This window comes from Eubacterium sp. MSJ-33, assembly GCF_022174665.1.
Lineage (GTDB): Bacteria > Bacillota > Clostridia > Lachnospirales > Lachnospiraceae > Coprococcus_C.
The window spans coordinates 2841479-2865985 of sequence record NZ_CP076562.1 but is presented as its reverse complement, the minus strand read 5'-3'; the positions used below and the strand labels follow the sequence as shown (position 1 = coordinate 2865985).

Below are 24507 nucleotides of genomic sequence, written 5' to 3'. Positions count from 1 at the left end.
GTTCAAACATTGCTGAATAACTCACAGAACACTAAGAACTTCTAAGTTTCAAACATATGCATATTTCACGAATTAATATTAAAATATATGCATTTCACATTCATAATCCTTGACGTGTAATTATCAATTATATCCTTTTGCCTTCCTTACATGAAATTCGCGTAGACAGATGCGAGTACAACGGTCAGGATTCCGGTGACGGCGATTGCCAGACTGCTCATCGCACCTTCCACTTCACCCATCTCGATTGCCTTGGCTGTACCGATTGCATGGGATGAAGACCCAAGTGCAAGTCCCTTGGAGATTGGTTCCGTAATACGGAAGAGCTTACATATGAACTCGCCTAGGATGTTGCCAATCACACCTGTTACAACGATAACCGCAACCGTAATCGTCACATAACCGCCAAGTTCTTCCGATACTCCCATACCGATGGCTGTCGTAATGGACTTCGGAAGCATCGTGACATATTCCTGATGGGTAAGTCCCATGAGCTTCGACAGTACAAATACCGTCGTCAGACTCGTAAGTACGCCTGCCGTGATTCCAAGCATCACGGCTTTGACATTCCGCTTTAGTAACTGCCACTGCTCATACAGCGGAATTGCCAGGCAGACCGTAGCCGGTGTCAGAAACCAGCTTAAATACACGGCACCCTTGTTGTACGTGTCATAATCAATATGCGCACATACAAGCACGATGATCGTAAGGATTATCGAGATAAGCAATGGATTGAAGATTCCAAGCTTAAACTTTTTCTTTAATAATAAACCTGCCAGATATGCAAGCAGACTGAGTGTCACGCCTGCGAACATGGACGTCTGGAATAACTCTTTCATATCTCCTGCTCCTTTGCCTTTTCTTTTGCTTTGGATTTCTTGATCACACATTGGGATACACGTCCGGTTGCACCCATAACCGCAACGAGTGCTACAACCGTGATCACACTGACCGGTACTAACACCGGTTTCAATGTCCCCCATGATGCCATCAGACCAACCCCTGCCGGTATAAACATGACCGGCATGATCTCGATCAGGAATTTCCCGACATCCTTTACCGCATCCAGCTTAATGATCCCACTGAGCAATCCGATAAATAAAATCACCATGCCGTAGATGCTCGCCGGAATCGGCAATGGCAGGAAGTATTTTAACAACTCTCCTAAAAAGGAGATAAACAAGATTAGCAAAAACTGTCGTAAGTATTTCATAATGATTCTCTTAACTCCTATAAAAAGCAAATTGGTAGCACCACTTTGGTACTACCAATATTATACTTATACTTTTTTAATTGTCAATTATGAATTTTGCTACATCTTTTCTAAAATAAAAGCAAAATTTTCTACATTTTCAATACTTGAAACGACTTACCTGCACAGTATCTTTATTGGGAATAATCATCTCACCGGTATTTCCGTCTGCATTATGACTGCACCCGGTTCATATATTGTTCCCACAGCACCGCAACCTGCGTGCCTGTCACATAAACCTGATAAGAATTACCGACAGTCTGATCTTCCGGATCCACAAATTCGATTCCAAGCACGTATCCATCCACATCCTGCTTCATCTCAAAGAGATATGCCCCCGCGCAACTCTTTGGAAATTCTGCTGTCTCCACCACGGAAAGCTCGTAGTCAGGAACCTCCGACTGCAGCACATCATTTGCATCATAATACTTGTAGCCATCACGCACACACCGGATCAGCTTTCCATCTGAGATACGAATCTTCGTCGTGCCTGCATAACTCTCGGTATAATTTGTATTCTGGCTGTTATCCGCCTTTACAATCAGTGCTTCCACCATAAGCTCCACACCGTTTTCTGTCACTGTAAATGTGTCGATCTGACAATCGTCAAATCGGAAATGTTCTAACTCATCTACGCTTTTATATGCCACTTTGTTCATCCTTCCTTCTCTGTATTCTTCTGTAACAATCCATGAAATCACTCTATATTGATTTCCATGATATCAGTAAACCGCCTCATATATTTTTTCTACTACTTCATCTTCAGAAAGCTTATCATAGATATAATAGTCCGAATTGACCTTAAATCCATCATAGACACTTTCATTCTCCAATACCGGCTGCAATATCTCCAGCCGGTCTGCGTAATTTTCACGCATGTCATCTGCCTGTTTCTCATAACCGCTGAGCTTTTGTGTTTCCTGCAGTGCTGTCTTTGCCGCGTCACTGATTGGAATACCTTTTTCGGTTCCCTGCAACTGTGCCATATCCCTGCTATTAAGCAGAAACTCCAGAAGCTTTGCCGCTTCCTCCGGATACTCCGTTGTTGAGCTGATAGCATACATCGTAGCCGGTTTTACACACCATCCGAATTTCTTCGCATCCGCATCCTGCAGATAATCGCCTACAATAACCTCCGCACCGTTCTCTTCCAATGGTGTACAATAATTTGCTGCATCACTGATCCACGCAAGCGTTCCCGCTGCCTTTCCTGTTGAAAATGCATTTCGATTAAAGGAGTCAATTGGCATCAACACATCTTCATCAATCAGACGCTTGTAGAAATCAAGCATAAATGCAATATCCTCTTTCGTCAGCTGCAATGACCCATCTGCTTTCACGGACTCCCTTCCCGTTATCTGTTCAAGATATGCGACCAGCATCAGAAAGAGTTGTTTTTTTGTCGTTCCCAGTGGATAGATTCCATCCCGGCTCATAACCTTAGCCGCTGCAAAAAGGTCATCCCACGTCTTCGGGATTTCTAGTCCATACGATGTGTAAAGCGTCTTATTAAAATAAAACATTGGTGTGTTAAATGAAATCGGAACAGCATACAGTTTTCCGTCCACTTCCCCATAAGCAAGCTCCTCCGGAGTGTAATTCTCCAGGTGAATGATGTCTTTCAGATCATACAAGTTATAAAAGCCATTTTCTTCATCTACATATTCCGACAGCCACGCATAATTAATCTGCATCACATCCGGTGCATTGTGGGAGCGCATATAAATATGCATTTTGTTCTCGTATCCTCCCCAGCTTCCGTATTTTGCCTGTACCTCTATCTGTCCCTGGTTTTGCTCTGTAAATATATCCAACGCCTGTAGTGTGTACTGATGCCGGTCATCATTTCCCCACCAGGAGTAGGTAATCTCCGTTGTAGATTCGTAGACTACCGGTTTACTTTTTCCGGAACAACCGGATAAGAAAATCATACATAAAACAAGACAGATGCCGATCCCACGATATTTATTTTTCATTTTTCCCATGTACCTCATGTCTGCCAATTAATCCTCATACCAATTGTACTGATGTTTTCCGTTTTCTTTTGATACGTATAGCGCACGATCCGCCATCTGATAAGCTCCCTCGAATCCAGGTTTCATTCCATCTCCCGCAATTATCAGACAGATTCCTGCTGAAAGTGAGACTTTACACGATTCATATTGTGTATCAAACTGCTTATGAAATGCAGCCAAAAGTGCATCCAGCCTCCGGGCAACCTCCTCCCGTATAACGGTCTCCTCCTCATGTTCATACGGAATATACACCGCAAACTCATCTCCGCCCATACGTCCGATAATTGCCTGTGTTCCAAGAGTTTCCCGGAAGATTGCTACGGATTTCTTAAGAAATTTATCCCCTTCCTGATGCCCATATGTATCATTTACCATCTTAAAATTATCCATATCCAGCATCATGCAGATATGCTTGGTTCCTTCCCCTGCATGTCCAAGCTTTGTATCTATCAGATCACGGAATGATTGCTTGTTCAACACATTTGTCAGCTGATCGTAATCTGCTTTCTGCCTGATCTGCGAAAGCACGCCATCCTTTACTGCCACCTGTGAATACAGGATTCCTGCCGCTGACACGGCAACCACAAGCATAATAATATATACAATTATGGCAAACTGGTTGATTCTGACCTGTTCTGCAAATAACACGTTCTCCGGAGCCACACATATTACCTGCCAGTCGTTCCTGCAGGTTCCAACTACTACAACTTCTTTGTCGTCTATAATCCAGTAATTGCTATATCCATCCGGCAGATCGTTCCAGACATCTTCAGCATTCCGTCCAAGTATCTCTCCTGATTCAGCATAGACGATCGAATGCGCCGAATCCACAAGATAGCTCTGCATCCCCGGCACATCCTCCATATCTGTAAAAGACTGGCTCAGTTCCCAGCTATAAAATGCTGCCACAATGATTGCATGCTCATTCAACTTTTTTACGTAATACAGCCGGTCATAACAACGCTCATAATCGAAAAACCAGCCGGACTCTTTTCTCTCGTCTGTAATATGCCCTTCCAGATACGCATAAAGTCCACCATCCGGGAACAGTCCAAGCGTCGTATTTGATATTGCACCAAGCGATGAATCATCTGCGTAAACAATTCCAAAATCAGAGAAGTTCTGAAGAATATTAATATCCTGCAAACGTTTTTCAATCGCTGTTTCCTGCTGTATCTTCTCGAATGCATCCTGCCCCTCTTTCGTTGCATCATACTCACAATAGACATCGTCCGAGAACAGCAATGCTGCGGTATCTTCGATTCTTCCCAGATACTGATTGAGATTTGATATCTGCAATTGGGTGTTTGCCTGTATCAGTTTTACAACCTTTGATTTCATTTCCCGGGAGGATTTTCTTGTCAGGATCAAAGTGATAGTTCCTGTTGCAGCTGTTATGGCAAGCAAAAACACAATGACAATCCGAAATGTGAATCTTCTTATCTGAATATCTGTCTTTGTATTATTGTTAAAAGACATTTCCTAACTTACTCCTTCCAGATCTGATTTCAGCATAATGGAATATTATAATATAGGAATCCGCGATTTACAATAACCCTTTTTGTTGCATTTCCTTGAAAATCCGCTACAATCAGACATTCTCCTAAGCAATCCGGTGCTTGACTTTCGTGCCTGTCTGTACTATATTTACTTTATTGCAGGTATAGTTCATTGGTAGAACACCAGCTTCCCAAGCTGGATAGGCGGGTTCGATTCCCGTTACCTGCTTTTAGTTTTTATTTAGATACTACCATTTTGAAATTAATTTGTTGTATTATATAAGAAGAGGCACCGGTTAAGGTGCCTCTTCTTATAATTTTGCTTATTCTCCTCTATTCTGAAATAACCTATCATATTTTTCCATCCCCTTATCCGGATTCTGATTCATCCAGAATACGAGATAGCCTCCAATCAGGAACATAGCTGCGCCTACACCGACAAAAAACACACAATACTTTGAAATGATTCTTCCATCTGCGATTTTCTTCGGGTTTTCCGGATCATAGTATACCGTTACTTTTTGTCCCTCTATCTCACCAACATTATCATCATGATACAATCCGGTATAAGACTTCCCATTCACTTCGTAAGATACATACACCTTGTTTGTTGATCTATGGTGGTAAATACGAGTTATCTCCCCTTGAACCGTATCTGCTTTTCTAAGAAAAAGTTTATTATGCACAGACATTCCAAGCCCAAAGAATAGCAAAATCAATCCGAAAATCATAACACTCATCACTTCTTTACGGACAAATTTTTTTCTAATCTCTTTGTCACCGGCATTTTCTCCGAAAAGCTGTGCTTGTTGTTCCTCTGTCATAATATATGGATTTCCATCCGATGAAGATGTAAGTTTTCCATCCGGTTGATATACAAGCTTCTCAATCGGAGTTATCCTTGTTGTTTCAATTACATATGGATCCTGCTCCAAATCACTGAACTCCCCCAGTGAAGGATCTTTTAATTCTTCCTGCATATCTTTCATACGCTGTACCGGATCTGCATCTTTTAGCTTTAATGACATCTTTTTCTCCCCCTTCTCAAAATACACAATAAATTTGGGATTAAATGCTTTCGTTCATATTAAAATATTACAATTTATTTTGATAATTCTCTAACTGATGGAAAATACCAACTACATTTACAACATCTTCTCTCACATCAAAAATAATAATATAGTTCATCTGTGGCACAACTGCCTCTCGATACCCTTTCTTGGCAAGGTATGAATCTCTACATTCTGCAATAATTTACCACAGTTAGGGCAAATCCTTTCATTGTTATCAATTTATGCATTACAATATTTACAAATCATATGTTACCCCCCTAATATCTCCTTTTAGATTATCAACTAAGCTTATTTTCTGCTTCTTTATTTAATCATTATACTTAATACAACGACTAAAAGGAAAAATATTCCCATTAATAATATCAATATTTCAGTAAATTCTATCTTCTTATATAAGATAAACCTACTAGGCTTTTTTTCATTTATAATTATAGTATAACTATTTCCAGATATAAATTCTTGTATCTTGTTTTTAGATAATAATTGGAGTGATTGATTAGTATACTCTTCTCCATTATAATTATATCTAAAGACAGGGGCATAATTGGTTACCCATCCACGTCCGCCATTACTTGTATAACTGTTATATTTCAAGTACGTTGCTTCTATTTTCTTACTGCATTTTGATTTTGAAAATCTCATTATTATAAAAAATAAAATTAAAAATAATCCTAAAAATGCTGATATTATCATTAAAGTTTTATCCATAACACTTTTATCCTTTCAATAAATTGTTAATTTTAAATAATAAACCAAGATATCCAGCAGTTCCTTGGCATGTTCTGCAATTCTTAATTTAAATGCCATGCTTTTGTGATATAAATAGGTTCTTCTGCTTTGTGACACATATCTGATATTTCCAATGTATTCAATATTTAATTGGAATAATATGTAGCATACTATTAACATACTTTATAATGGTATTATTATACCGCATTTATGCAACTCACAAAAGAGAAATATGTATTGAAAAAATAGCTGAAATATTATTTACAACGATAAAAATTCTTCATATGCAAGATATTAAAAACCTTCATCATACGAATATGCCCATAATGTAGTCCCACTGTCCATTGCAATTATAACGACCTTCTTTATAAATATCAGTCAATCATCTAATTACTCACCATCTACCACCCTAACTTACACCGTCTACAGGCTTTGTGACTTGTACGACTTGTTGTGTGTGTCTTATGTGCGACTTGTGTGTGTCTTACGGACACAAAAATAGGGCTATCCAGACCGAATTACCTAGTCTGAATAGCCCGAAAAGTCTAGCTTTTAAGCCTTTTATTTAGAACTTACCAGCCTTTGCTGCTTCCTCAACGGAAACTGCAACTGCAACAGTAGCACCAACCATAGGGTTGTTACCCATACCGATCAGACCCATCATCTCTACGTGAGCCGGTACAGATGAAGAACCTGCGAACTGTGCATCACTGTGCATACGTCCCATAGTATCTGTCATACCATAAGAAGCAGGACCTGCTGCCATGTTATCTGGGTGAAGTGTACGACCTGTACCACCACCGGATGCTACGGAGAAGTACTTCTTACCCTGCTCGATACATTCCTTCTTGTATGTACCTGCTACCGGATGCTGGAAACGTGTTGGGTTTGTTGAGTTACCTGTGATAGATACACCAACGTTCTCATGATGCATGATAGCAACACCTTCCTGAACATCATCAGCACCGTAACACTTAACAGTTGCACGAAGACCTGTTGAGTATGGCTTCTCATATACTACGTTCAGCTTAGCTGCCTTATAATCGTACTTTGTCTCAACAAATGTAAATCCGTTGATACGTGAGATAATCTGAGCTGCATCCTTACCAAGACCATTCAAGATAACACGAAGTGGCTTCTGACGTACCTTGTTAGCCTTCTCTGCAATACCGATTGCACCCTCAGCAGCTGCGAATGACTCATGTCCTGCAAGGAAACAGAAACACTCTGTCTCTTCCTCAAGGAGCATCTTACCAAGGTTACCATGTCCAAGACCTACCTTACGGTGATCAGCAACGGAACCTGGGATACAGAAAGACTGAAGTCCTTCACCGATTGCTGCTGCAGCATCTGCTGCTCTTCTGCAACCCTTCTTAATTGCGATTGCTGCACCAACTGTGTAAGCCCAGCAAGCATTCTCAAAACAAATTGGCTGAATCTTCTTAACCTGATCGTAAACATCAAGTCCAGCGTCCTTTGTAATCTTCTCAGCTTCTTCGATAGAGCTGATACCATAGCTGTTCAATACAGCGTTAATCTGGTCAATTCTTCTTTCATATGATTCAAATAAAGCCATTGTCGTTTCTCCTTTCCTCTTATTCCTGTCTAGGATCGATAATCTTCACTGCATCAGCAACACGGCCATACTGACCCTTTGCCTTCTCCCATGCTGTGTTAGGATCATCACCCTTCTTAATGAAGTCTGTCATCTTTCCAAGAGAAACGAACTGGTATCCGATTACTTCGTTATCTGCATCAAGTGCGATACCTGTTACATAGCCCTCAGCCATCTCAAGGTAACGAACACCCTTCTCCTTCGTTGCGTACATTGTACCAACCTGAGAACGAAGGCCCTTACCAAGATCCTCAAGACCTGCTCCAACTGCAAGACCGTCATCAGAGAAAGCACTCTGTGTACGACCATAAACAATCTGAAGGAACAGCTCTCTCATAGCTGTATTGATAGCATCACAAACAAGGTCTGTGTTCAGAGCCTCAAGGATTGTCTTACCCTGCAGAACCTCTGCTGCCATAGCTGCAGAATGTGTCATACCGGAACAACCGATTGTCTCAACCAAAGCCTCTTCAATTACGCCATCTTTAACGTTCAGTGAAAGTTTACAAGCACCCTGCTGTGGTGCGCACCAGCCAACACCGTGTGTAAAACCAGAGATATCTTCAATCTTCTTTGAGTGTACCCACTTTCCTTCTTCAGGAATAGGAGCTGGCTCATGCTTTGCACCCTTGGCTACTGGGCACATGTTTTCAACTTCCTTCGTGTAAATCATTGTGGAACTCCTTTCAATTTTAAAATTTTATAGAGAGATGTTTCTTTCATACGAAACACCATCAACTACATTTTCTCACAAAGTCATAATTTCGTCTACACCTTTTTGTCATTTTTTGAAGAATATGCAAACATGGCTGGTATCTGCATTTCTCATGACAAACCTGTATTATTCCTTTGTCTTTCCAAGCTTCTTATCTGCTTTTTTGTCTTCTTTTTTCTCGTCCTTTACAGGTGTATCCTCTTCCTCGTCCTTTACGACTGCAGAACCGGCTTTTTCGATCTCTGCAATTGCATTCTTATGCATTGGAATACGGCAATTCTTGTTGTTACCAAACTCTACGATAACCGTTGTATCATCTACGATATCAAGGATTGTGCCATAGAATCCACCAGTTGTCATAATGTTGTCACCCGGTTCCATTGCCTTGTGCAGATCTTCCATCTGTTTCTTCTGCTTCTTCTGCGGACGGATAATCAGCAACCACATGAATCCCACTAAGATTACAATGTAGATAACCCAGAACAATCCACCCGGTTGCTTTGCTGTTGTTGCTGTTGATTCCAGTAATGTTAATAACATGTCTTAAAACTCCTTTTATTTATTCTTGATTTTGAAAGCCTTCCAATTTCTGTCGTTTATATTCACTATAACGATGTTCCTCGATTGCCTCCCGAATCTCCTTCATCATATTATTATAAAAATATAAATTATGCAAGACGCAAAATCTCATTCCAAGCATTTCCTTTGCTTTGAGCAGATGCCGGATATAGGCTCTTGAATACTTCTTACATGCCGGGCATCCACAGCCTTCCTCAATCGGACGTTCATCCAACTCATATTTTGCATTGAACAGATTCAGCTTACCATGATTCGTATAGACATGTCCGTGTCTGCCGTTACGGGACGGATATACGCAATCAAAGAAATCAACGCCCCGGTCCACCGCCTCTAATATATTCGCAGGTGTACCGACACCCATCAGGTAAGTCGGCTTATTCTCCGGCAGATATGGCATAACTGACTCGATAATGCGATACATCTCTGCATGTGTCTCACCGACTGCCAGACCGCCAATCGCATAACCGTCCAGATCCATATCTGTAATCCGCTTCGCATGTTCAATACGGATATCATCAATGATACCTCCCTGATTAATGCCAAATAACATCTGTTGTTTGTTGATCGTGTCTTCCAGACCGTTCAGCCTCTGCATCTCACGCTTGCATCGCTCCAACCAGCGTGTTGTACGATCCACCGATGGTTGAATATAGGAACGATCTGCCTTTGCCGGTGCACACTCATCGAATGCCATTGCAATTGTAGATGCAAGATTCGATTGAATCTGCATACTCTCCTCCGGTCCCATAAATATAAGACGTCCATCAACATGGGAATGGAAAGTGACACCTTCTTCCTTAATCTTACGAAGTCCTGCAAGGGAAAACACCTGAAATCCGCCGGAATCTGTCAGAATTGGCTTGTCCCACACCATAAACTTGTGCAGACCACCAAGCTTCTTCACAACTTCATCGCCTGGTCTGACATGCAGATGATAAGTATTGGATAGCTCAACCTGTGTACCGATCGTCTGCAGATCTTCTGTCGATACAGCACCCTTAATCGCAGCGGCTGTACCAACATTCATAAAGACAGGTGTCTGGATCACACCGTGGGGAGTCGTAAATGCTCCGCGCTTCGCACTTCCGTCTTTTGTAATCAATTTGTAACTCATACTGCTACTCCTTTATTTAAATTGCTTGCTATCTTAGCTTGTTTTTTTGTCTTATGCCCGATATAATAATTCTGTCACACAGATGAACTTTTCATTCTCCGTGACATACAACATACAATAAGATATCTTCTATCTTATATCCTAACAAGGCAGGTGATACTATGTTTCGTATCTGGGGAAAAATAATGAAAGATAACCGTCTCATCAAAGACCATACCGTTTGTATTGAAGACTATACCATGACGCGTACAAAAAAGGTGTACGCCGCCCTTGACGAGCTATGCTACACCTTTGATCTAGCGAAGCCTATCTGGTTAAAATCCAACCAGCAGGATTTTATCCGTCATGCAAGAACCCGATTCACACAGGATAATTTCATCGAATCCATCGACTTTGATTATCTTGACTTTCAGGTCATCGAAGAAGACTACTGATTACTCCATATCAGGGTCTTCTTCGTCTGTATCCGCATCATATGCCATATCATCTTCCGGTTCGGAATCCTCGCTTATTTCTTCATCTTCAGATTCTTCATCCTGATGTTCTTCGATTCCAATATCTTCTGCACCTTCCAAAGATTCAAATGTTTCATTCATTTCAACTTCTTCCGGCTCAGAATCTTCGTGAGTTTCTTCAACCGCATCCGCCTCTGTCTGACCCGCTTCCTCTGATTCGTTCTCTTCCGCTTCTGTCTGACTTGCTTCCTCTGATTCTGTCTCTTCTGCAGATACAATTGTCGGAATCTCTGCCGCCTGTCCATTATTCTCTGAAAAATAATCAGAATAATCCGTCCGGTCTCCGCTTTCATCAGTCTGAACCGTTGTCTCTTCCAGGATCTTGTTGATCTCATCAAGATCTGCTGCCCGCAGACTTCCGATAATCTTGGCAATCTCGTTTAATTCGGCAATAACGCCATTTAACTCATTTAAGTTTGTCTCACAAAGATCTGCCGAAGACTGTGCATTTGCTGCAATCTCCTCACTTGCTGCCTGCTGATTGGCAAGACCATCAATAATCGAATTATTGGAAGCATCCAGATTGCCGGAAATCTTATCAAGCTGCTTCATATCGCCGGACAATTCTTCTACTACACCTGCAATCGTCTGAAAACTTCCATCTGCCGCTTCGATATATTTTGCCTGCTCCGATACCGCTGCTACGCTCCGGCGTACCAGATCGGATGTATGGTTAGCAAGATCTGTCACGCCCTTCAGAAGCTGTGTGATACTGTCAATCGAACTTCTTGTATCATCCGCTAACTTCCGAATCTCATCTGCAACAACAGCAAATCCACGGCCTTGCTCACCTGCACGTGCGGCCTCAATACTTGCATTCAATGCAAGCAGGTTTGTCTGACTTGAAATCTGATAGATAATCTGTGTGATTTCCTCTGCGGACTGAATTTTCTCACAGAGTTCTTCGGATACGCGGGTCACATCTTCATTCGCTACATTGATATCATCGGATTTGTCTTTCAAGCTTTCAATAATATCTAAACCGGACTTTACGGATTCGATTGCTCTCTGTGTTGACTGTACCGTGTTATCCTTGACATCAATCAGGTTATCAATAATATCCTGAATCTGCTGTGTCATCGTTGTTGACACTTCCATATTCTCTGCCGTGTCTGTAACGCCTGTGGAAATCGCATCTACAGACTTCGTAACCTCTGCTGTCGCAGCCTGAAAATTATCGAGCTTTGACTGAAGCTGTTCGATATGTGCATTTCCATTATCCACAACCTTTACCATGTTCTCTGTGATTTCTTCCTGATAAGCAACATGATATTCGATTTCCTGACGATCCGTTTCCTGCTCCCGCAAAGTAATGTTACATGCCATCAAAATACCGATCGTAAAGATAATCGTCAAAAGCAGGATTTCTACCCATGTCACGGATGATGCCAATCCATGATTTGCGATTTGAATAATCGTCTGAATCAAAATACCAAGTGTTGAGATTCCACAGGTGATTCGGATATGTAATGTATCCATATAAATAATACACATGCCGATTGCTATAAAAACCGGAAGTGCGTCCATCACAGAACCGGATACAAACGCTGAAATAATTACCAGCACTGCAAATACAGTAATAGATGTAAACTTCGTCAATTCGCTTCGGTCATTGATTATCTGGAATACAACATTTCCAACTGCAAACAAAGCAAATAATACCAGCAGTGGTACAAACCCTTTTTGTGTTTTATGATTAATGATTAGTACAATAATCTTGGCAATCGCAAATGCTGCCATCACTTTCACCGCTAAATCGTTCTTTTTTGCTAATCTGGTTCCATTCATGAATCTATCACCTCGTATCAATCGTATTTTCTACACTGTCATATCTATATTCTGTCTCTCATCCCGGATCGACATATATACTCATATTTATTGAAATTATAACAAATTTACATTCTAAAGTCTATAGAGAAAATCTACATATCCTTGCTTTTTACTTGTATAACTACTATAAAAATGCTATCTTATTTTTATAGTATCAGTTACGCATATATAAAGGAGCACTTATGTTTCAAATCGAACATATATCAAAATCTTACGGAAAAAAGCAGGTACTAAACGACATTTCCTTTGTTGTTCCAGACGGAAGTGCTATTGGGATTCTTGGTGCTAACGGTTCCGGAAAATCCACGCTGCTTTCCTGTATCGCAAAAAAATATTCTGCCGGTTCCAAAGTCCGTTTTGGCTATGTCCCGCAGGAAAATCCGCTTTTTGACGAATTAAAGCCAATTGACAATCTCCGCATGTGGACAAACAAAAAGAAGCCTGAGATTTTAAGTTTATTAACCACCCCGCCATTATGCAAGCTTGGGATTCAGAATTTTCTTGATACCCCTGTGAAAAATATGTCCGGCGGCATGAAAAAGCGTCTAAGTCTTGCCTGTGCACTTTTGGAACATCCACAAATTCTTTTGATGGATGAGCCATTTGCAGCACTTGATCTTCCTGCCAAACAGGATGCATTGCAGTTTATGCAATACTATCTCGGCCTCGGCAATTCGATTCTGATTGCTTCACATGAAGAAGCTGTGTTCCAGTTTTGCAGCCATGTTTATCTACTTCAAAACGGAACGCTTACAAACGCATCTGCGCTGCCGGAGGGAACCAGCTATATTGATTTATTACGAAGATAACGAAGGGAAATTATGTCTCGATTTACAATCTCTGTTAATTACATCCGTGCAAACATAAAACGACTGACGCACTATCTACCACACTTGCTTGTGTCTGTTTTATTGCTGTTGCTTGTAACCGGGGCAGCCGGATTTTATATATCCGGGCATCTGTACAAAGAGAATCTGTTCTCTGCCGTTTCCATCGGTTATTATCTGCCGGAAGAAGGCAATGCGGATTGGACGTCGCTCGGTCTCGGCATGCTCGAAGATCTCGAAGGTATGCAGGAAACCGTACAACTACGGCAGGTGACAAGTGTTGATGAAGGATACCGGTTGCTGGAACAAAGGGAAATTCTCTTCCTAATCATCGTTCCCGAGAACTTCTTCTCCGGAATCATGGACAGCACGAACCTTCCGCTTGACATTGTTGTCTACGATAACTCATCTTTTTCCTCTTATGTGATAAATGAGCTTTTCATGTCCTATGCAGGGCTGCTCGGAACCGCACAGGCAGGCATCTACAGTGGGCTTGACACTATGCGTGCCCACAATTACGACAGCGATCAGGTTCGCCAGATCAACAACCGGGTCAATCTTGTTCTGCTTGACCGTGTATTAAATAAAGGCAATTATATAGAAACAATTCATGCCGAAAATGCCGGTGGTCTGTCGCTGCCCGAGCATTATGTCGTTTTTGCTGTTCTTCTGAGTTTATGCTTCACTGCATTTATTCTAATCCCCTATCTGCAAGGTACCGGCAGAGGAATCAAAGAATATATGCAGCTCTTCCGAATGAATACAACACATATATGGATTGCGAATATTATCAGCACACTGCTTGCACTGTATATTGCCTTCCTGCCATGTTATATCAGTGTCAGCATCTGGTCGAAACAAATAAACCCGATGGGACTATTGCTTGTGTTTCCTGTGATTTTTGCAATTGCTTTTCTTATTTCCGGCATTGCAACTTTTTCAAGAAGTACATTTTCAGCAAATATGTGCGTATTATTCATTGTGTTAATGCTGGCTTATTGCGGTGGTGGACTTTTGCCTGATGCCCTGCTTCCAAAAGTAATCCAGACTATCAGTCCATATCTTCCCGGACATTATGCAATGCAGTTTTTAGGTCGTGCACTATTTTAACTATGGAGTATATTATGAATCGAATGATCGTCGCTTTTAAGCGGATACTAAAACGAAAATTATATATCGGAATGCTGACGGCACTTATTATAATGACGATTGTCTATCAACTGCTTCCTGCTAAAAGCCAGTCCACTGAGATTCTGGTTGCTGTATATATGGAAGAACAGGATTCCTATACCACCGCTCTCCGGAATGAATTGGATCAATCCTCTTCTCTATACCATTTTTACTACACGGATAGTCCATCTGAACTGATCAACGATGTTCAGGCAGGGAAAGCAGAATGCGGTTTTGTTGTACCGGACAATTTCTTTGCTGCTTACATTAACGGCTCCGGTATTGTAAAAATCGCCTTGTATGAAACACCGGCCGGAACTTTATCTGCGGCAATCAGTGAAACATTTTTCCACTATATATTCAAAACGGCATCCCCGCAAATCCTTGTAGACACAATCAATGATTCTGCACTTGACGAAAAATTGCAGCAGAAGATGCAGGAATATATGAACAGTGAAACGATTTTCCGCATGTCCTCAACCACAAATGGTGCTTATGACTACAAAGAAAACACGTATCGAATGATGCTTCCAATACAGGAATTTACCTGTCTGCTTGCAATATTTTCGTGTCTGTTCGGTCTTATGATGTTCTTGCAGGACAGAGAACGCGGCATCTACATTGCATTATCCGCCAACCGGATTCGCGGCATCCAGTATACCACTCTTTTAGCCGCTATACTTCCGGTATATATAATCGGCATCATCTGTAATCTCATTGCTTATGGAACAACAACCTTGCCTTTTGTCAGCCTGATCAGCATCGGTGCTTTTGTATTTTCAATCTTTCTGTCTTTGTTTATAAAGAAAAGCCAGACACTTGCTAAGATACTTCCGATCTTATTACTTTTTTCAATTCTGTATTTCTTCATTCTGTACATTTTTTAATACGAAACACAAAAACGGACGAGATCATCCAAAAATCTCGTCCTGTTCTTCGATCTGCGCTCTCGCATTCGTTGCATCTGTAATTTCTTTTAAAACCGCCTTTGCATCATCAACCGGAATATGTACAGTAAATATCACATCCTCTGCGAACTCCGTATTGATGATTGCAACCTGTCTCGTATTCAAAATATACTGTATCTTCCCCATATCCGTATAATTCGTCCGAATCAGAACTGGGAGTAATTGCTGCATCAGTTTCGTCGTACATGCTTCTAAGGCTTCCTTCGTTGCCTGCGTATACGCCCGGACAAGTCCACCCGTGCCAAGTAATGTGCCTCCGAAATACCGTGTTACAACCACACAGATGTCATGGATTCCGGAATTCTGAATCAACTCCAGCATCGGTTTTCCGGCAGTTCCCTGAGGTTCGCCATCATCCGAAAACCGAAGGAACGGCATTTCCGCACCTATAGAAAACGCAAAGCAGTTATGTCTTGCATCATAATGCTTCTTCTTGACCTTCTCAATAAATGCATACGCTTCTTCTTCCGTTTCGACCGGGGCAATCTGCGCAATAAAACGAGATTTTTTCTCGATGATCTCACCTTCTGCGCCCTCGATCAATTTGATATAGTTCATAGCATCCCTTTCCGTTACGCTTACTTTGTATCCAGTAGTTTTTTCAGCTCACTCATAAAGGTATCCGCATCTTTAAACTGACGATACACAGAGGCAAAACGTACATAAGCGACCTGATCCAGGTCACGAATCTGATCCATCACGATCTCACCAATCTTCTCACTCTCAATCTCACGCACACCAAGATTGAAAATCTTGTTTTCGATTTCATCCACGCATGCCTCAATCTGATCCACGGATACCGGGCGTTTGTGACAGGATCGTACAACACCGGACTCGATTTTGGAACGGTCATATGTCTCGCGATTCTTGTCACGCTTAATTACGATCAAAGGAATCGTCTCAACCTTCTCATAGGTGGTAAAACGCTTCCCACATTCATCACACTGTCGTCTTCTACGGATTGCCTCGTTGTCATCTGCTGGTCTTGAGTCAATCACACGCGTATTATCATCTCCGCAAAATGGGCACTTCATATGTTTATTCCTTTCCTCCCTGAATTTTCCGTATATCGCAGGCATCGATGTCGACCAGAACAATGTCCGGTCCAATGCGAACGATATTGCAATATCGGATGTAATATTCCGTTCCCGAACCAAAGCAGGAAAATAATTTGCCCGGTCCCGGAACGATGATTGCGAGAATCTTCCCTGTCTCGCAGTCAAATTCGACATCGGCAACATAGCCGAGCCGCCTGCAATCCTTGCAATTAATAACTTCTTTTTCTTTTAACTCTAAAAAGCGCATCTCATACCTTCGCTTTTTATAGTTAGTATATGCACAAGCTTATCGCTTGTCACCTTCAAAAATAAGTACCATCGTTCCCGGCCCGACATGCGCTCCGATGATTGGCCCGACCTCACTCATGATGATTTTATTCGGATGATACTTCTCTTCCACCTTTGCACGGACATACTCTGCATCCTCCGGACAATCCGCATGACAAATCAGTACCACATCCTGCTTATCCGCATAGCTTCCTGTACAGATATCCATCTCTGCAAGCAGCTGATTTAATGCTTTCTTTCGACCGCGCACCTTACTCTCTGCAGCAAGCCGGCCTTCCGTATCTACATGCAGAACCGGTTTCAACTGAATCATACCGCCGATAACAGCTGCTGTTTTAGAGATACGTCCACCTCTCTGCAAATATGTAAGATCATCCACCGTGAATTTGTGTACAATATGATGCTTTAATTCTTCGAGTGCCTGCATATTCTCTTTGGCTGACATACCCTTTTTCTTGTTCTCAATTGCATGGTAAATCAACAGCCCATGTCCACCACTCGCACAGATGGAATCAAACACACAAATCTCCGCATCCGGATACTTCTCCTGCATTTCTTCCCGACATACAAACGCGTTGTTGATCGTGCTGCTGATACCTGAAGAAAGACAGGTGAATAATACGTCTTTTCCTGCGGACAGTGCCTTCTCAAACTCCTCTTCGATATCGTTGATATTCGGTGCCGCTGTCTTCGTTCCCTGTCCCGCACGCATACGGTCATAAAACTCTTTCTTTGTCAAAGTTTTCTCTCTTCCATCGAATACTTCATCACCAATCTCAAAACTGATTGGAATAATCACGACACCCTGTTCCTCGGCATAACCGACAGGCAGATCATTCGATGAATCTGTAATAATAACGTAATCTCTTTCCATATTCTCTCCCATTGTATTCACGCTGTGGTATACAAGTAGTACATAATTACGAATTCCGCACAGACGCGCTCCCGCTCGGTTCATCACGCAGTGGTACTAAATTCACGGCAAACAAGTTTGCCATTCATTAAGTACCAGCGTGCTTCAACGGTCTGTGTTAGAATTGTAATTATGTACAACTTGATACACTCTATCGCTTTAATATATTAATACCATATGTTCTATCGTATAATCTTTACTGGGCACTTTTCCTTACATGTGCCACATCCGGTACATTTCTCGTAATCAACAACAGCCAGATGATCCTTCACTGTAATCGCACCCTGTGGACAATTTCTCTGGCACAGACCACAACCGATACAGCCTGCACTGCAGACCGCCTTTACGTCTTTACCAAATTCTTTTGAATTACATTCAACAATTGCACCGGCATCTTCCGGCACCATCTCGATAATGTGTCTTGGACAGGCAAGTACACATTGTCCGCAGGATTTACATTTGTCTTTATCAATAACTGCCACACCATCTACGATGGAAATCGCATCAAACTGGCAGGCACGCTTACAAGAACCATAACCAAGACATCCGAAACTGCAGCCCTTTGGTCCGCCGCCCGGTGCATTGGCTGCAATCTGGCAATCCTCAGGTCCAACATAGTCATAAACATCCTTTGCCTTCTCGCAGGTTCCTGCACATTTTACATGCGCGACATATCTGACACTGTCGATTTCTCCTCCGACAATCTCCACGATTTTCTTCGCTACGGCTTCGCCACCGACCGGACAGGCGTCCGGCTTTGCTTCGCCTTTTGCGATTGCTGCCGCAAGGCCATCACAGCCCGGATACCCACAACCTCCACAGTTGTTTCCCGGCAATGCCTCACGTACTTTGATTTCTTTTTCATCTACTTTTACTTTGAACTTCTCGCTCGCTACACCCAGGAGGATTCCGGCTAAAATTCCGACAATTCCAATGACTGCAGCCGCATACAAAATCGATGCTCCCATTTTCCCGCCTCCTCTAAATCAATCCGTTCAATCCAAGGAAAGCGATTGCCATAAGACCGGCTGTAATCAGCACGATCGGCGCTCCTTTGAAGCTTTCCGGTATATCGTTTTTGTCAATCTTCTCCCGGATACCTGCCATTACTATAATCGCAATCGCAAATCCGACTGCGGAGAACATACCGTTGATGATAGATTCTCCGATGTTTAATTCATCCTGTACATTCTTTAATGCGATACCGAGAACCGCACAGTTCGTTGTAATCAATGGCAGGTACACGCCCAATGCTTCATACAACGATGGAATTGTCTTCTTCAAGAACATCTCCACAAACTGTACCAGTGCTGCAATGACTAAGATAAATACAATCGTGTTCAGATAGGAAAGCTTGAGTGGTACAAGCACAAAATGATAGATCACGCTCGTCACCGCCGAAGCAATCGTCATAACGAAGATAACCGCACCGCCCATACCGGCTGCGGTACTTACCTTCTTTGATACTCCCAAAAACGGACAGATACCCATAAACTGGCTCAGGATTACATTGTTCACAAGAGCGGCGGATATCGCTAACAAAATAATATTCATATCCTACTCCTCCTTTCCCTTGCCTGCACACATGGCATTTGCACAGCTTGCGCAATCCGCCAGTCTGCATGTCTCTGCCTTTTCGCCCGTCTTCTTTGCCTTCTTGATATGGCGACGGTTGATAAACGCAATGATAAATGCCAGTACAAGGAATGCGCCCGGTGCCGATACAAAAATACTTGCCGGCTGGAACAATCCCTGATCGGACAAGATTTGGAAAACCTTCTCACTTGCATGACTCTCAGCAAAATTCTCAACAGCTTTTACAAAACTAAATCCGAAGATGCTGCCGGAGCCAAGGATCTCGCGAATGATACCGATTGTGGTAAGTCCGACTGTAAATCCAAGTCCCATACCGATACCATCAAAAATTGATGGAATCACAGGATTCTTTGAAGCATAGCTCTCTGCTCTTCCCAAAATAATACAGTTTACAACGATCAGTGGAATGAAGATTCCCAGACTGTCGTTCAGGCTTGGAATAAATGCCTGCAATAAAAACTGTACAATCGTTACAAACGAAGCAATAATAACAATATATGCCGGAATACGCACCTTGTCCGGAATCAGCTTCCGAAGCAGGGAAATCATAAAGTTACTCATTGTCAGGATAACCATGGTCGTAAGTCCCATGCCAAGTCCGTTGATTGCAGATGACGTAACCGCAAGTGTCGGACACATACCAAGCATCTGCACAAATGTAGGATTCTCGGTAATAATACCATTTTTTAATCGCTCTGTTATCTTTCCCATGTTACTGTGCACCTCCTGCCGTCAAATACTGGATTGTACGAAGTGCCGCATTCACGGCATTTGTAACTGCAGAAGTTGTGATTGTTGCACCTGACAGCGCATCAATCTCACTATCCTGTGTAGATCCGGTCTTTGTATATGTAAACTGATCAACGGATTTACCGATAAACTGCTGCTTGAATGCATCGGTATCGGCCTCCATACCAAGTCCTGCTGTTTCATTTAATGTCAGGAATGAAAGCCCGGTAATCTTATAATCGGTATCCATACCTACTGCAATCTGAATATCTCCACCATATCCTTCTGAGCTTGTTACGAGTACAACATATCCAACCAGCGTGTTGTTCGCGTCATCTCCGCCAACACATATATCATCAATCGTCACATTCTCAAATCCAAGAGATGAAAGAAGCGGATTAATCTTCTTAATCACACTGCCATCTTCCTCCACGCTCATCACACGGGTTGCCTGTGGAAGAACCGCTGCATATGCATCGTTCTTTGCCTGTTCCTGTGCCTTCTCGATTGGGTCTTTTGTCACACTGTATACACCACCTAATGCAGCACCCATTATAACTGTAATCACACAGATTGCAACAATCGCAGCCACGATGCCCTTGACATCCATCTTGTCTTTCTTCTTTGGCTCTTTCTCATCACCCGCAGAAGTTTCCTCTGCCTTAGCGGCCGCCTTTGCTTCTTTCTTTTCCGTCTTTGCTTCAAGCTTTGCCTGCTTCTTATCCTTCACTTCCGCACCTTCACCAAATGCCTTCGGAACCGTTACTCGCTCAATCAATGGTACTAACAGGTTCATAATGATAATAGAATATGAAACACCCTCTGCACTGCTTCCAAAGATACGAAGAACAAATGTCAGAAGTCCGAGACCAATTGCGTATATTACTTTGCCTACAGATGTAATCGGACTTGTCACATAATCGGTTGCCATGAACCATGCTCCAAGCATCAGACCACCACCGCACAGATGTGCCGCGGTGAACACCGGAACATTATATCCCTTAGCTGCAGCATAAATCGCGATTGCTGCCGCAAATGTTCCTATATAGATAAGAGGAATCTTCGGACTGATAACACGCTTGATAAGCAGATATACCGCTCCGATCAAAAGTGCAACTGCAGATGTCTCTCCGATTGTTCCTGCTGTATATCCTAAAAACATACTTCTTAAGTTCACCATACCGGTAAGCTTCAGAGTTGCAAGCGGAGTTGCCGTTGCCACACCATCGTAGATAAAGTTCGTCATATAACGGGAGAACGACAGCAGCAGGAAGCATCTTGCTCCTAGTGCCGGGTTCATAAAGTTCTGTCCAAGTCCGCCAAAAAGCTGCTTTACAATGATGATTGCAAATGCCGAACCGGCAATCGCCATCCAGATTGGAAGATTTGGCGGAAGATTCAATGCAAGCAACAATCCTGTTACAACCGCTGAGAAATCTCCAACTGTTACCTTCTTGCCCATGCATTTCTGATACAATGCCTCAAATCCAACACAGCTTCCGATACAAACCGCTACCAGTAACGCTGCATACCAGCCGAAAATGTACAGACCAAATGCGGTTGCCGGAACTAATGCGATCACAACATCAAACATAATGTCCGATGTTGTCGCCTTGCTTCTCACATGCGGGGAAGCAGAGACCTTCAATTTCAAATTTTCCTGTTCCACTTTCTCGCACCTCCTATTTCTTACGACTTGCCAAAATGGCTTTTCTTGTACCAGCGATTGTCTGCGTCAGATGCCGCTTCGCCGGGCATACATACGAACAACAGCCACACTCACAACATTCCATACCATTTAACTTCTGAAACTCTTCGAGATCTCCCTGACTTGCCAGAGTCGCAAGCTTGTTCGGCATCACTCTTCCCGGACAAACCTCCACACATCTGCCACAGCGGATACAGTTGCTTGGCTCATATTCAGAAACCTCATCCTTTGTCATGCAGAGAATCGCGGACGAAGATTTCGTAACCGGAATATTCAGATCATAGATGGCTTTTCCCATCATCGGGCCACCGGCAATTATTTTCTCCGGATCCTGTAAGAAACCACCGGCAGCCTCGATCAGCTCCGCAAAGCTTGTACCTGTCCGCACAAGATAGTTACACGGATCTGTGATTGCATCACCCGTTACAGTCACCAGTCTCTGAATCAACGGTTTTCCCTGTCGAACAGCTTCACAGATAGAGTAAACAGTATCTACATTATGTACGATACATCCTGCATCTGCCGGAAGCATCTTCGAGTTGATATACCGTCCGGTATTCGCATAGATGAGCTGACGCTCTGCACCTTCCGGATACTTCGTCTTCATGGAATGAACCTTGATATCCGGATCATCTCCAAGCACTTCTTTTAACTTCTTGATTGCCTTTGGCTTATTGTCCTCCACTGCAATGATTCCCTTTGCCCCCGGGAAGATTGCAAGGGCAATCCGAAGTCCTTCAATCACCTTATCCGTCTCATCGAGCAGACGGCGGTAATCCGATGTCAGGTATGGCTCACACTCAGATGCATTCACGATAATATAATCAATCTCATCCGCATTCTTCGGAGAGAGCTTGACATTCGTTGGAAATCCGGCGCCACCCATGCCGACAACGCCTGCATTCTTAATTGCTTCGAGAATTTCTTCTTTGGTAAGCTCCGCAAGCGGCTTGTCATTTTTCACATATTCAATTTCTTCAAACTGATTGTCATTTTCGATCACAATCGAATTGACCTTAGAACCGGAAGCGGTCAGTCTTGGTTCCACAGCCTTGACTGTTCCGGATACAGAAGAATGAATGTTTGCAGAAACAAATCCACCGGCTTCTGCAATCAGTTGCCCCACCAAAACACGGTCACCTTTTTTGACAACCGCTTTTGCAGGTGCGCCGATATGCTGACTCAGTGGATATACCATATCTCCCTTTGGGACATATTCAATTACATCCTTATCCATCGTAAGTTCTTTCCCTTCGTATGGATGGATGCCTCCTTTAAAAGTTAGTTTCATCGTATCGACCCCACTCAAAAAAATATTTATAAATATTTTAATACAAGTAGGGATTTTTATCAACAAATGTGTTCTTAATTTCACAACTTTTATGTCTAAAATCTTATATTTTTGAGCAGAAATGATGCAAGCAGCCCGATTGCCACACCTGCAACTGTTCCTGTAACCAAAAGCACAAACATATAATATAAAATTCGTATATTTTCCATGACACAGACTGCCACCAGAATCTGTCCCAGATTATGAAATACTGCACCCGCAACACTGATTCCAACCAGTCCGAACACACGGCATTTCTTAAACAGTGTCATAATCAATATGCTGCAAGCCGCACCTGCCAGACTATACAATAACACCGCCATATTTCCGAACAAAACGTTTGACAGGATGATACGACCAACTGAGATTACAATCGTCGACTTCAAATCCAGTCTCTGCAGTGCGATGATCGTAACCAGATTGGCAAGACCAAGCTTCACCCCGGGTACCGCCATATGGATTGGCACAAGGCTTTCCAGATACGATAGAATCATGGCGAGCGCAATCAGCACACCGCAAAGTGCGATTTTGTGATTATTATTTAATTGTGGCTGTTTTTCCTGCATATACAGTTTCTCCCCACGTTGTTTGACACGTTCATTCTTCAACGACCATTACTCTTTTATTTCCACAACCAGCTTATGCGGCAGACAGATAATCGTCTCTCCGGTCCGGTTGATTGCTTGGTGTTTCTCACATATCTTATCCGGGCAGTCTGCATTTTGCACAGTCACGCTGCCGTCCTGCACAACAACCGTATTAACTCCCGCCTTCTGTTTTACCTCATAGCATGCATCCTGATTGAGCTGCATAGTTTTAACTGAATTTCCATCAACCATAATATCCACATATGCACCCGGTTTCTGCAGCTTTTTCCACGCAAAAAATCCCGCCATCGCCAGAATCAGAATTCCGACGATCAGCAGGATATCTGCATGGGATATCAATTTCCGTTCCTGTTTCGATTCCATAATCAATCACGCA

Annotated in this window: 27 protein-coding genes, 1 tRNA gene and 1 pseudogene; 5 read left to right on the top strand and 24 right to left on the bottom strand. The window is 42.5% G+C overall.

The features are described from left to right. Positions 1–146 precede the first annotated feature (146 nt). The 5 genes from KP625_RS13330 to KP625_RS13310 form a co-directional block, all read right to left on the bottom strand. Positions 147–839, bottom strand: coding sequence for an LrgB family protein (locus KP625_RS13330; protein WP_238298394.1), 693 nt, complete (start codon positions 837–839; stop codon positions 147–149). Further along, complete coding sequence (locus KP625_RS13325; RefSeq protein WP_021986289.1) at positions 836–1213, bottom strand: CidA/LrgA family protein; 378 nt, start codon at positions 1211–1213, stop codon at positions 836–838. Before KP625_RS13325 ends, KP625_RS13330 begins: the two co-directional genes overlap by 4 nt. Positions 1214–1425: 212 nt before the next feature. Next, positions 1426–1902 (bottom strand): hypothetical protein, encoded by a 477-nt coding sequence (locus KP625_RS13320; RefSeq protein WP_238298393.1) that lies wholly within the window; start codon positions 1900–1902, stop codon positions 1426–1428. 72 nt (positions 1903–1974) lie between these two features. Further along, positions 1975–3237 (bottom strand): ABC transporter substrate-binding protein, encoded by a 1263-nt coding sequence (locus KP625_RS13315; RefSeq protein ID WP_238298391.1) that lies wholly within the window; start codon positions 3235–3237, stop codon positions 1975–1977. 18 nt (positions 3238–3255) lie between these two features. After that, positions 3256–4746 (bottom strand): GGDEF domain-containing protein, encoded by a 1491-nt coding sequence (locus KP625_RS13310; protein WP_238298389.1) that lies wholly within the window; start codon positions 4744–4746, stop codon positions 3256–3258. Between the two features lie 178 nt (positions 4747–4924). Between KP625_RS13310 and KP625_RS13305 the strand changes: the two genes are divergently transcribed. Beyond that, positions 4925–4995: transfer RNA gene (locus tag KP625_RS13305), tRNA-Gly, on the top strand. Between the two features lie 94 nt (positions 4996–5089). Here the strand turns inward: KP625_RS13305 and KP625_RS13300 are convergent. The 6 genes from KP625_RS13300 to tgt all read right to left on the bottom strand — a co-directional run bounded on the left by KP625_RS13300 (position 5090) and on the right by tgt (position 10591). Then, positions 5090–5794, bottom strand: a complete 705-nt coding sequence (locus KP625_RS13300; RefSeq protein ID WP_238298387.1) for a DUF3592 domain-containing protein — start codon at positions 5792–5794, stop codon at positions 5090–5092. 348 nt (positions 5795–6142) lie between these two features. Continuing rightward, positions 6143–6547, bottom strand: coding sequence for a DUF3592 domain-containing protein (locus KP625_RS13295; protein WP_238298384.1), 405 nt, complete (start codon positions 6545–6547; stop codon positions 6143–6145). A 586-nt stretch (positions 6548–7133) separates the two neighbouring features. Next, on the bottom strand, positions 7134–8144 hold the full coding sequence (locus tag KP625_RS13290; RefSeq protein ID WP_118374126.1) for a GGGtGRT protein: 1011 nt from the start codon (positions 8142–8144) through the stop codon (positions 7134–7136). A gap of 19 nt (positions 8145–8163) precedes the next feature. Continuing rightward, positions 8164–8856 (bottom strand): iron-sulfur cluster assembly scaffold protein, encoded by a 693-nt coding sequence (locus KP625_RS13285; protein WP_118374127.1) that lies wholly within the window; start codon positions 8854–8856, stop codon positions 8164–8166. 168 nt (positions 8857–9024) lie between these two features. Then, entirely contained in the window at positions 9025–9438 is a 414-nt protein-coding gene (gene yajC / locus KP625_RS13725) for a preprotein translocase subunit YajC (protein ID WP_441316601.1), read from the bottom strand. A 19-nt stretch (positions 9439–9457) separates the two neighbouring features. Next, positions 9458–10591 carry a tRNA guanosine(34) transglycosylase Tgt gene (gene tgt, locus KP625_RS13275; protein ID WP_177969654.1) on the bottom strand — a complete coding sequence of 378 codons (1134 nt, stop codon included), beginning with the start codon at positions 10589–10591 and terminating at the stop codon, positions 9458–9460. Positions 10592–10752: 161 nt separating this feature from the next. Here tgt and KP625_RS13270 point away from each other — a divergent pair, with 161 nt between their 5' ends. Beyond that, positions 10753–11025 carry a hypothetical protein gene (locus KP625_RS13270; RefSeq protein ID WP_238298382.1) on the top strand — a complete coding sequence of 91 codons (273 nt, stop codon included), beginning with the start codon at positions 10753–10755 and terminating at the stop codon, positions 11023–11025. Here the strand turns inward: KP625_RS13270 and KP625_RS13265 are convergent, their stop codons facing one another. Further along, a complete protein-coding gene (locus tag KP625_RS13265; RefSeq protein ID WP_238298380.1) occupies positions 11026–12894 on the bottom strand; it encodes a methyl-accepting chemotaxis protein in 1869 nt (622 codons plus the stop codon). A gap of 224 nt (positions 12895–13118) precedes the next feature. On the opposite strand from KP625_RS13265, the gene KP625_RS13260 reads away from it, so the two are divergent. Genes KP625_RS13260 through KP625_RS13250 form a run of 3 tightly spaced genes read left to right on the top strand, consistent with a single transcriptional unit; the run spans position 13119 to position 15820 of the window. After that, entirely contained in the window at positions 13119–13745 is a 627-nt protein-coding gene (locus KP625_RS13260) for an ATP-binding cassette domain-containing protein (RefSeq protein WP_238298378.1), read from the top strand. A 12-nt stretch (positions 13746–13757) separates the two neighbouring features. Next, positions 13758–14873: an ABC transporter permease gene (locus KP625_RS13255; protein WP_238298376.1), complete on the top strand. Its 1116-nt coding sequence runs from the start codon at positions 13758–13760 to the stop codon at positions 14871–14873. A 14-nt stretch (positions 14874–14887) separates the two neighbouring features. After that, the gene (locus tag KP625_RS13250; RefSeq protein WP_238298374.1) at positions 14888–15820 is read left to right on the top strand and encodes an ABC transporter permease; all 933 of its coding nucleotides are present in this window, start codon (positions 14888–14890) and stop codon (positions 15818–15820) included. 24 nt (positions 15821–15844) lie between these two features. Here the strand turns inward: KP625_RS13250 and KP625_RS13245 are convergent, their stop codons facing one another. The 12 genes and pseudogenes from KP625_RS13245 to KP625_RS13190 form a co-directional block, all read right to left on the bottom strand. Further along, a complete protein-coding gene (locus tag KP625_RS13245) occupies positions 15845–16459 on the bottom strand; it encodes a YigZ family protein (RefSeq protein WP_177969568.1) in 615 nt (204 codons plus the stop codon). Positions 16460–16479: 20 nt separating this feature from the next. Further along, complete coding sequence (gene nrdR, locus KP625_RS13240) at positions 16480–16935, bottom strand: transcriptional regulator NrdR (protein WP_177969569.1); 456 nt, start codon at positions 16933–16935, stop codon at positions 16480–16482. Positions 16936–16939: 4 nt separating this feature from the next. Further along, entirely contained in the window at positions 16940–17206 is a 267-nt protein-coding gene (locus KP625_RS13235; RefSeq protein WP_021986307.1) for a YlmC/YmxH family sporulation protein, read from the bottom strand. A gap of 39 nt (positions 17207–17245) precedes the next feature. Continuing rightward, positions 17246–18121, bottom strand: coding sequence for a DegV family protein (locus KP625_RS13230; protein ID WP_238298372.1), 876 nt, complete (start codon positions 18119–18121; stop codon positions 17246–17248). Positions 18122–18342: 221 nt separating this feature from the next. After that, a complete protein-coding gene (locus KP625_RS13225) occupies positions 18343–19128 on the bottom strand; it encodes an RnfABCDGE type electron transport complex subunit B (RefSeq protein ID WP_238298370.1) in 786 nt (261 codons plus the stop codon). Positions 19129–19141: 13 nt separating this feature from the next. Then, positions 19142–19714, bottom strand: a complete 573-nt coding sequence (locus KP625_RS13220) for an electron transport complex protein RnfA (protein ID WP_177969572.1) — start codon at positions 19712–19714, stop codon at positions 19142–19144. 3 nt (positions 19715–19717) lie between these two features. Continuing rightward, positions 19718–20467, bottom strand: a complete 750-nt coding sequence (gene rsxE, locus KP625_RS13215; protein ID WP_177969573.1) for an electron transport complex subunit RsxE — start codon at positions 20465–20467, stop codon at positions 19718–19720. A gap of 1 nt (position 20468) precedes the next feature. Next, positions 20469–21038, bottom strand: a complete 570-nt coding sequence (locus KP625_RS13210; RefSeq protein WP_238299949.1) for an FMN-binding protein — start codon at positions 21036–21038, stop codon at positions 20469–20471. Between the two features lie 177 nt (positions 21039–21215). Then, a pseudogene (locus tag KP625_RS13205) lies at positions 21216–22079 on the bottom strand (RnfABCDGE type electron transport complex subunit D); the annotation flags it as partial. An 88-nt stretch (positions 22080–22167) separates the two neighbouring features. Then, positions 22168–23484 carry an electron transport complex subunit RsxC gene (gene rsxC, locus KP625_RS13200; RefSeq protein ID WP_238298368.1) on the bottom strand — a complete coding sequence of 439 codons (1317 nt, stop codon included), beginning with the start codon at positions 23482–23484 and terminating at the stop codon, positions 22168–22170. Between the two features lie 95 nt (positions 23485–23579). Continuing rightward, positions 23580–24131, bottom strand: a complete 552-nt coding sequence (locus KP625_RS13195) for a Gx transporter family protein (RefSeq protein ID WP_238298366.1) — start codon at positions 24129–24131, stop codon at positions 23580–23582. Positions 24132–24137: 6 nt separating this feature from the next. Continuing rightward, on the bottom strand, positions 24138–24494 hold the full coding sequence (locus tag KP625_RS13190; protein ID WP_238298364.1) for a NusG domain II-containing protein: 357 nt from the start codon (positions 24492–24494) through the stop codon (positions 24138–24140). Between the last annotated feature and the right edge of the window lie 13 nt (positions 24495–24507).

Bases quoted from the DNA above. Each gene is read 5' to 3' on its own strand.
- KP625_RS13270 (WP_238298382.1), top strand. From the start codon at position 10,753: ATGTTTCGTATCTGGGGAAAAATAATGAAAGATAACCGTCTCATCAAA.
- KP625_RS13315 (WP_238298391.1), bottom strand. From the start codon at position 3,237: ATGGGAAAAATGAAAAATAAATATCGTGGGATCGGCATCTGTCTTGTT.
- KP625_RS13300 (WP_238298387.1), bottom strand. From the start codon at position 5,794: ATGTCATTAAAGCTAAAAGATGCAGATCCGGTACAGCGTATGAAAGAT.
- KP625_RS13295 (WP_238298384.1), bottom strand. From the start codon at position 6,547: ATGGATAAAACTTTAATGATAATATCAGCATTTTTAGGATTATTTTTA.
- KP625_RS13325 (WP_021986289.1), bottom strand. From the start codon at position 1,213: ATGAAATACTTACGACAGTTTTTGCTAATCTTGTTTATCTCCTTTTTA.
- nrdR (WP_177969569.1), bottom strand. From the start codon at position 16,935: ATGAAGTGCCCATTTTGCGGAGATGATAATACGCGTGTGATTGACTCA.
- KP625_RS13230 (WP_238298372.1), bottom strand. From the start codon at position 18,121: ATGGAAAGAGATTACGTTATTATTACAGATTCATCGAATGATCTGCCT.
- rsxC (WP_238298368.1), bottom strand. From the start codon at position 23,484: ATGAAACTAACTTTTAAAGGAGGCATCCATCCATACGAAGGGAAAGAA.
- KP625_RS13245 (WP_177969568.1), bottom strand. From the start codon at position 16,459: ATGAACTATATCAAATTGATCGAGGGCGCAGAAGGTGAGATCATCGAG.
- KP625_RS13225 (WP_238298370.1), bottom strand. From the start codon at position 19,128: ATGGGAGCATCGATTTTGTATGCGGCTGCAGTCATTGGAATTGTCGGA.
- yajC (WP_441316601.1), bottom strand. From the start codon at position 9,438: ATGTTATTAACATTACTGGAATCAACAGCAACAACAGCAAAGCAACCG.
- KP625_RS13190 (WP_238298364.1), bottom strand. From the start codon at position 24,494: ATGGAATCGAAACAGGAACGGAAATTGATATCCCATGCAGATATCCTG.
- KP625_RS13265 (WP_238298380.1), bottom strand. From the start codon at position 12,894: ATGAATGGAACCAGATTAGCAAAAAAGAACGATTTAGCGGTGAAAGTG.
- KP625_RS13330 (WP_238298394.1), bottom strand. From the start codon at position 839: ATGAAAGAGTTATTCCAGACGTCCATGTTCGCAGGCGTGACACTCAGT.
- KP625_RS13285 (WP_118374127.1), bottom strand. From the start codon at position 8,856: ATGATTTACACGAAGGAAGTTGAAAACATGTGCCCAGTAGCCAAGGGT.
- KP625_RS13250 (WP_238298374.1), top strand. From the start codon at position 14,888: ATGAATCGAATGATCGTCGCTTTTAAGCGGATACTAAAACGAAAATTA.
- KP625_RS13290 (WP_118374126.1), bottom strand. From the start codon at position 8,144: ATGGCTTTATTTGAATCATATGAAAGAAGAATTGACCAGATTAACGCT.
- KP625_RS13310 (WP_238298389.1), bottom strand. From the start codon at position 4,746: ATGTCTTTTAACAATAATACAAAGACAGATATTCAGATAAGAAGATTC.
- tgt (WP_177969654.1), bottom strand. From the start codon at position 10,591: ATGAGTTACAAATTGATTACAAAAGACGGAAGTGCGAAGCGCGGAGCA.
- KP625_RS13255 (WP_238298376.1), top strand. From the start codon at position 13,758: ATGTCTCGATTTACAATCTCTGTTAATTACATCCGTGCAAACATAAAA.
- KP625_RS13220 (WP_177969572.1), bottom strand. From the start codon at position 19,714: ATGAATATTATTTTGTTAGCGATATCCGCCGCTCTTGTGAACAATGTA.
- KP625_RS13210 (WP_238299949.1), bottom strand. From the start codon at position 21,038: ATGGGTGCTGCATTAGGTGGTGTATACAGTGTGACAAAAGACCCAATC.
- KP625_RS13235 (WP_021986307.1), bottom strand. From the start codon at position 17,206: ATGCGCTTTTTAGAGTTAAAAGAAAAAGAAGTTATTAATTGCAAGGAT.
- rsxE (WP_177969573.1), bottom strand. From the start codon at position 20,467: ATGGGAAAGATAACAGAGCGATTAAAAAATGGTATTATTACCGAGAAT.
- KP625_RS13260 (WP_238298378.1), top strand. From the start codon at position 13,119: ATGTTTCAAATCGAACATATATCAAAATCTTACGGAAAAAAGCAGGTA.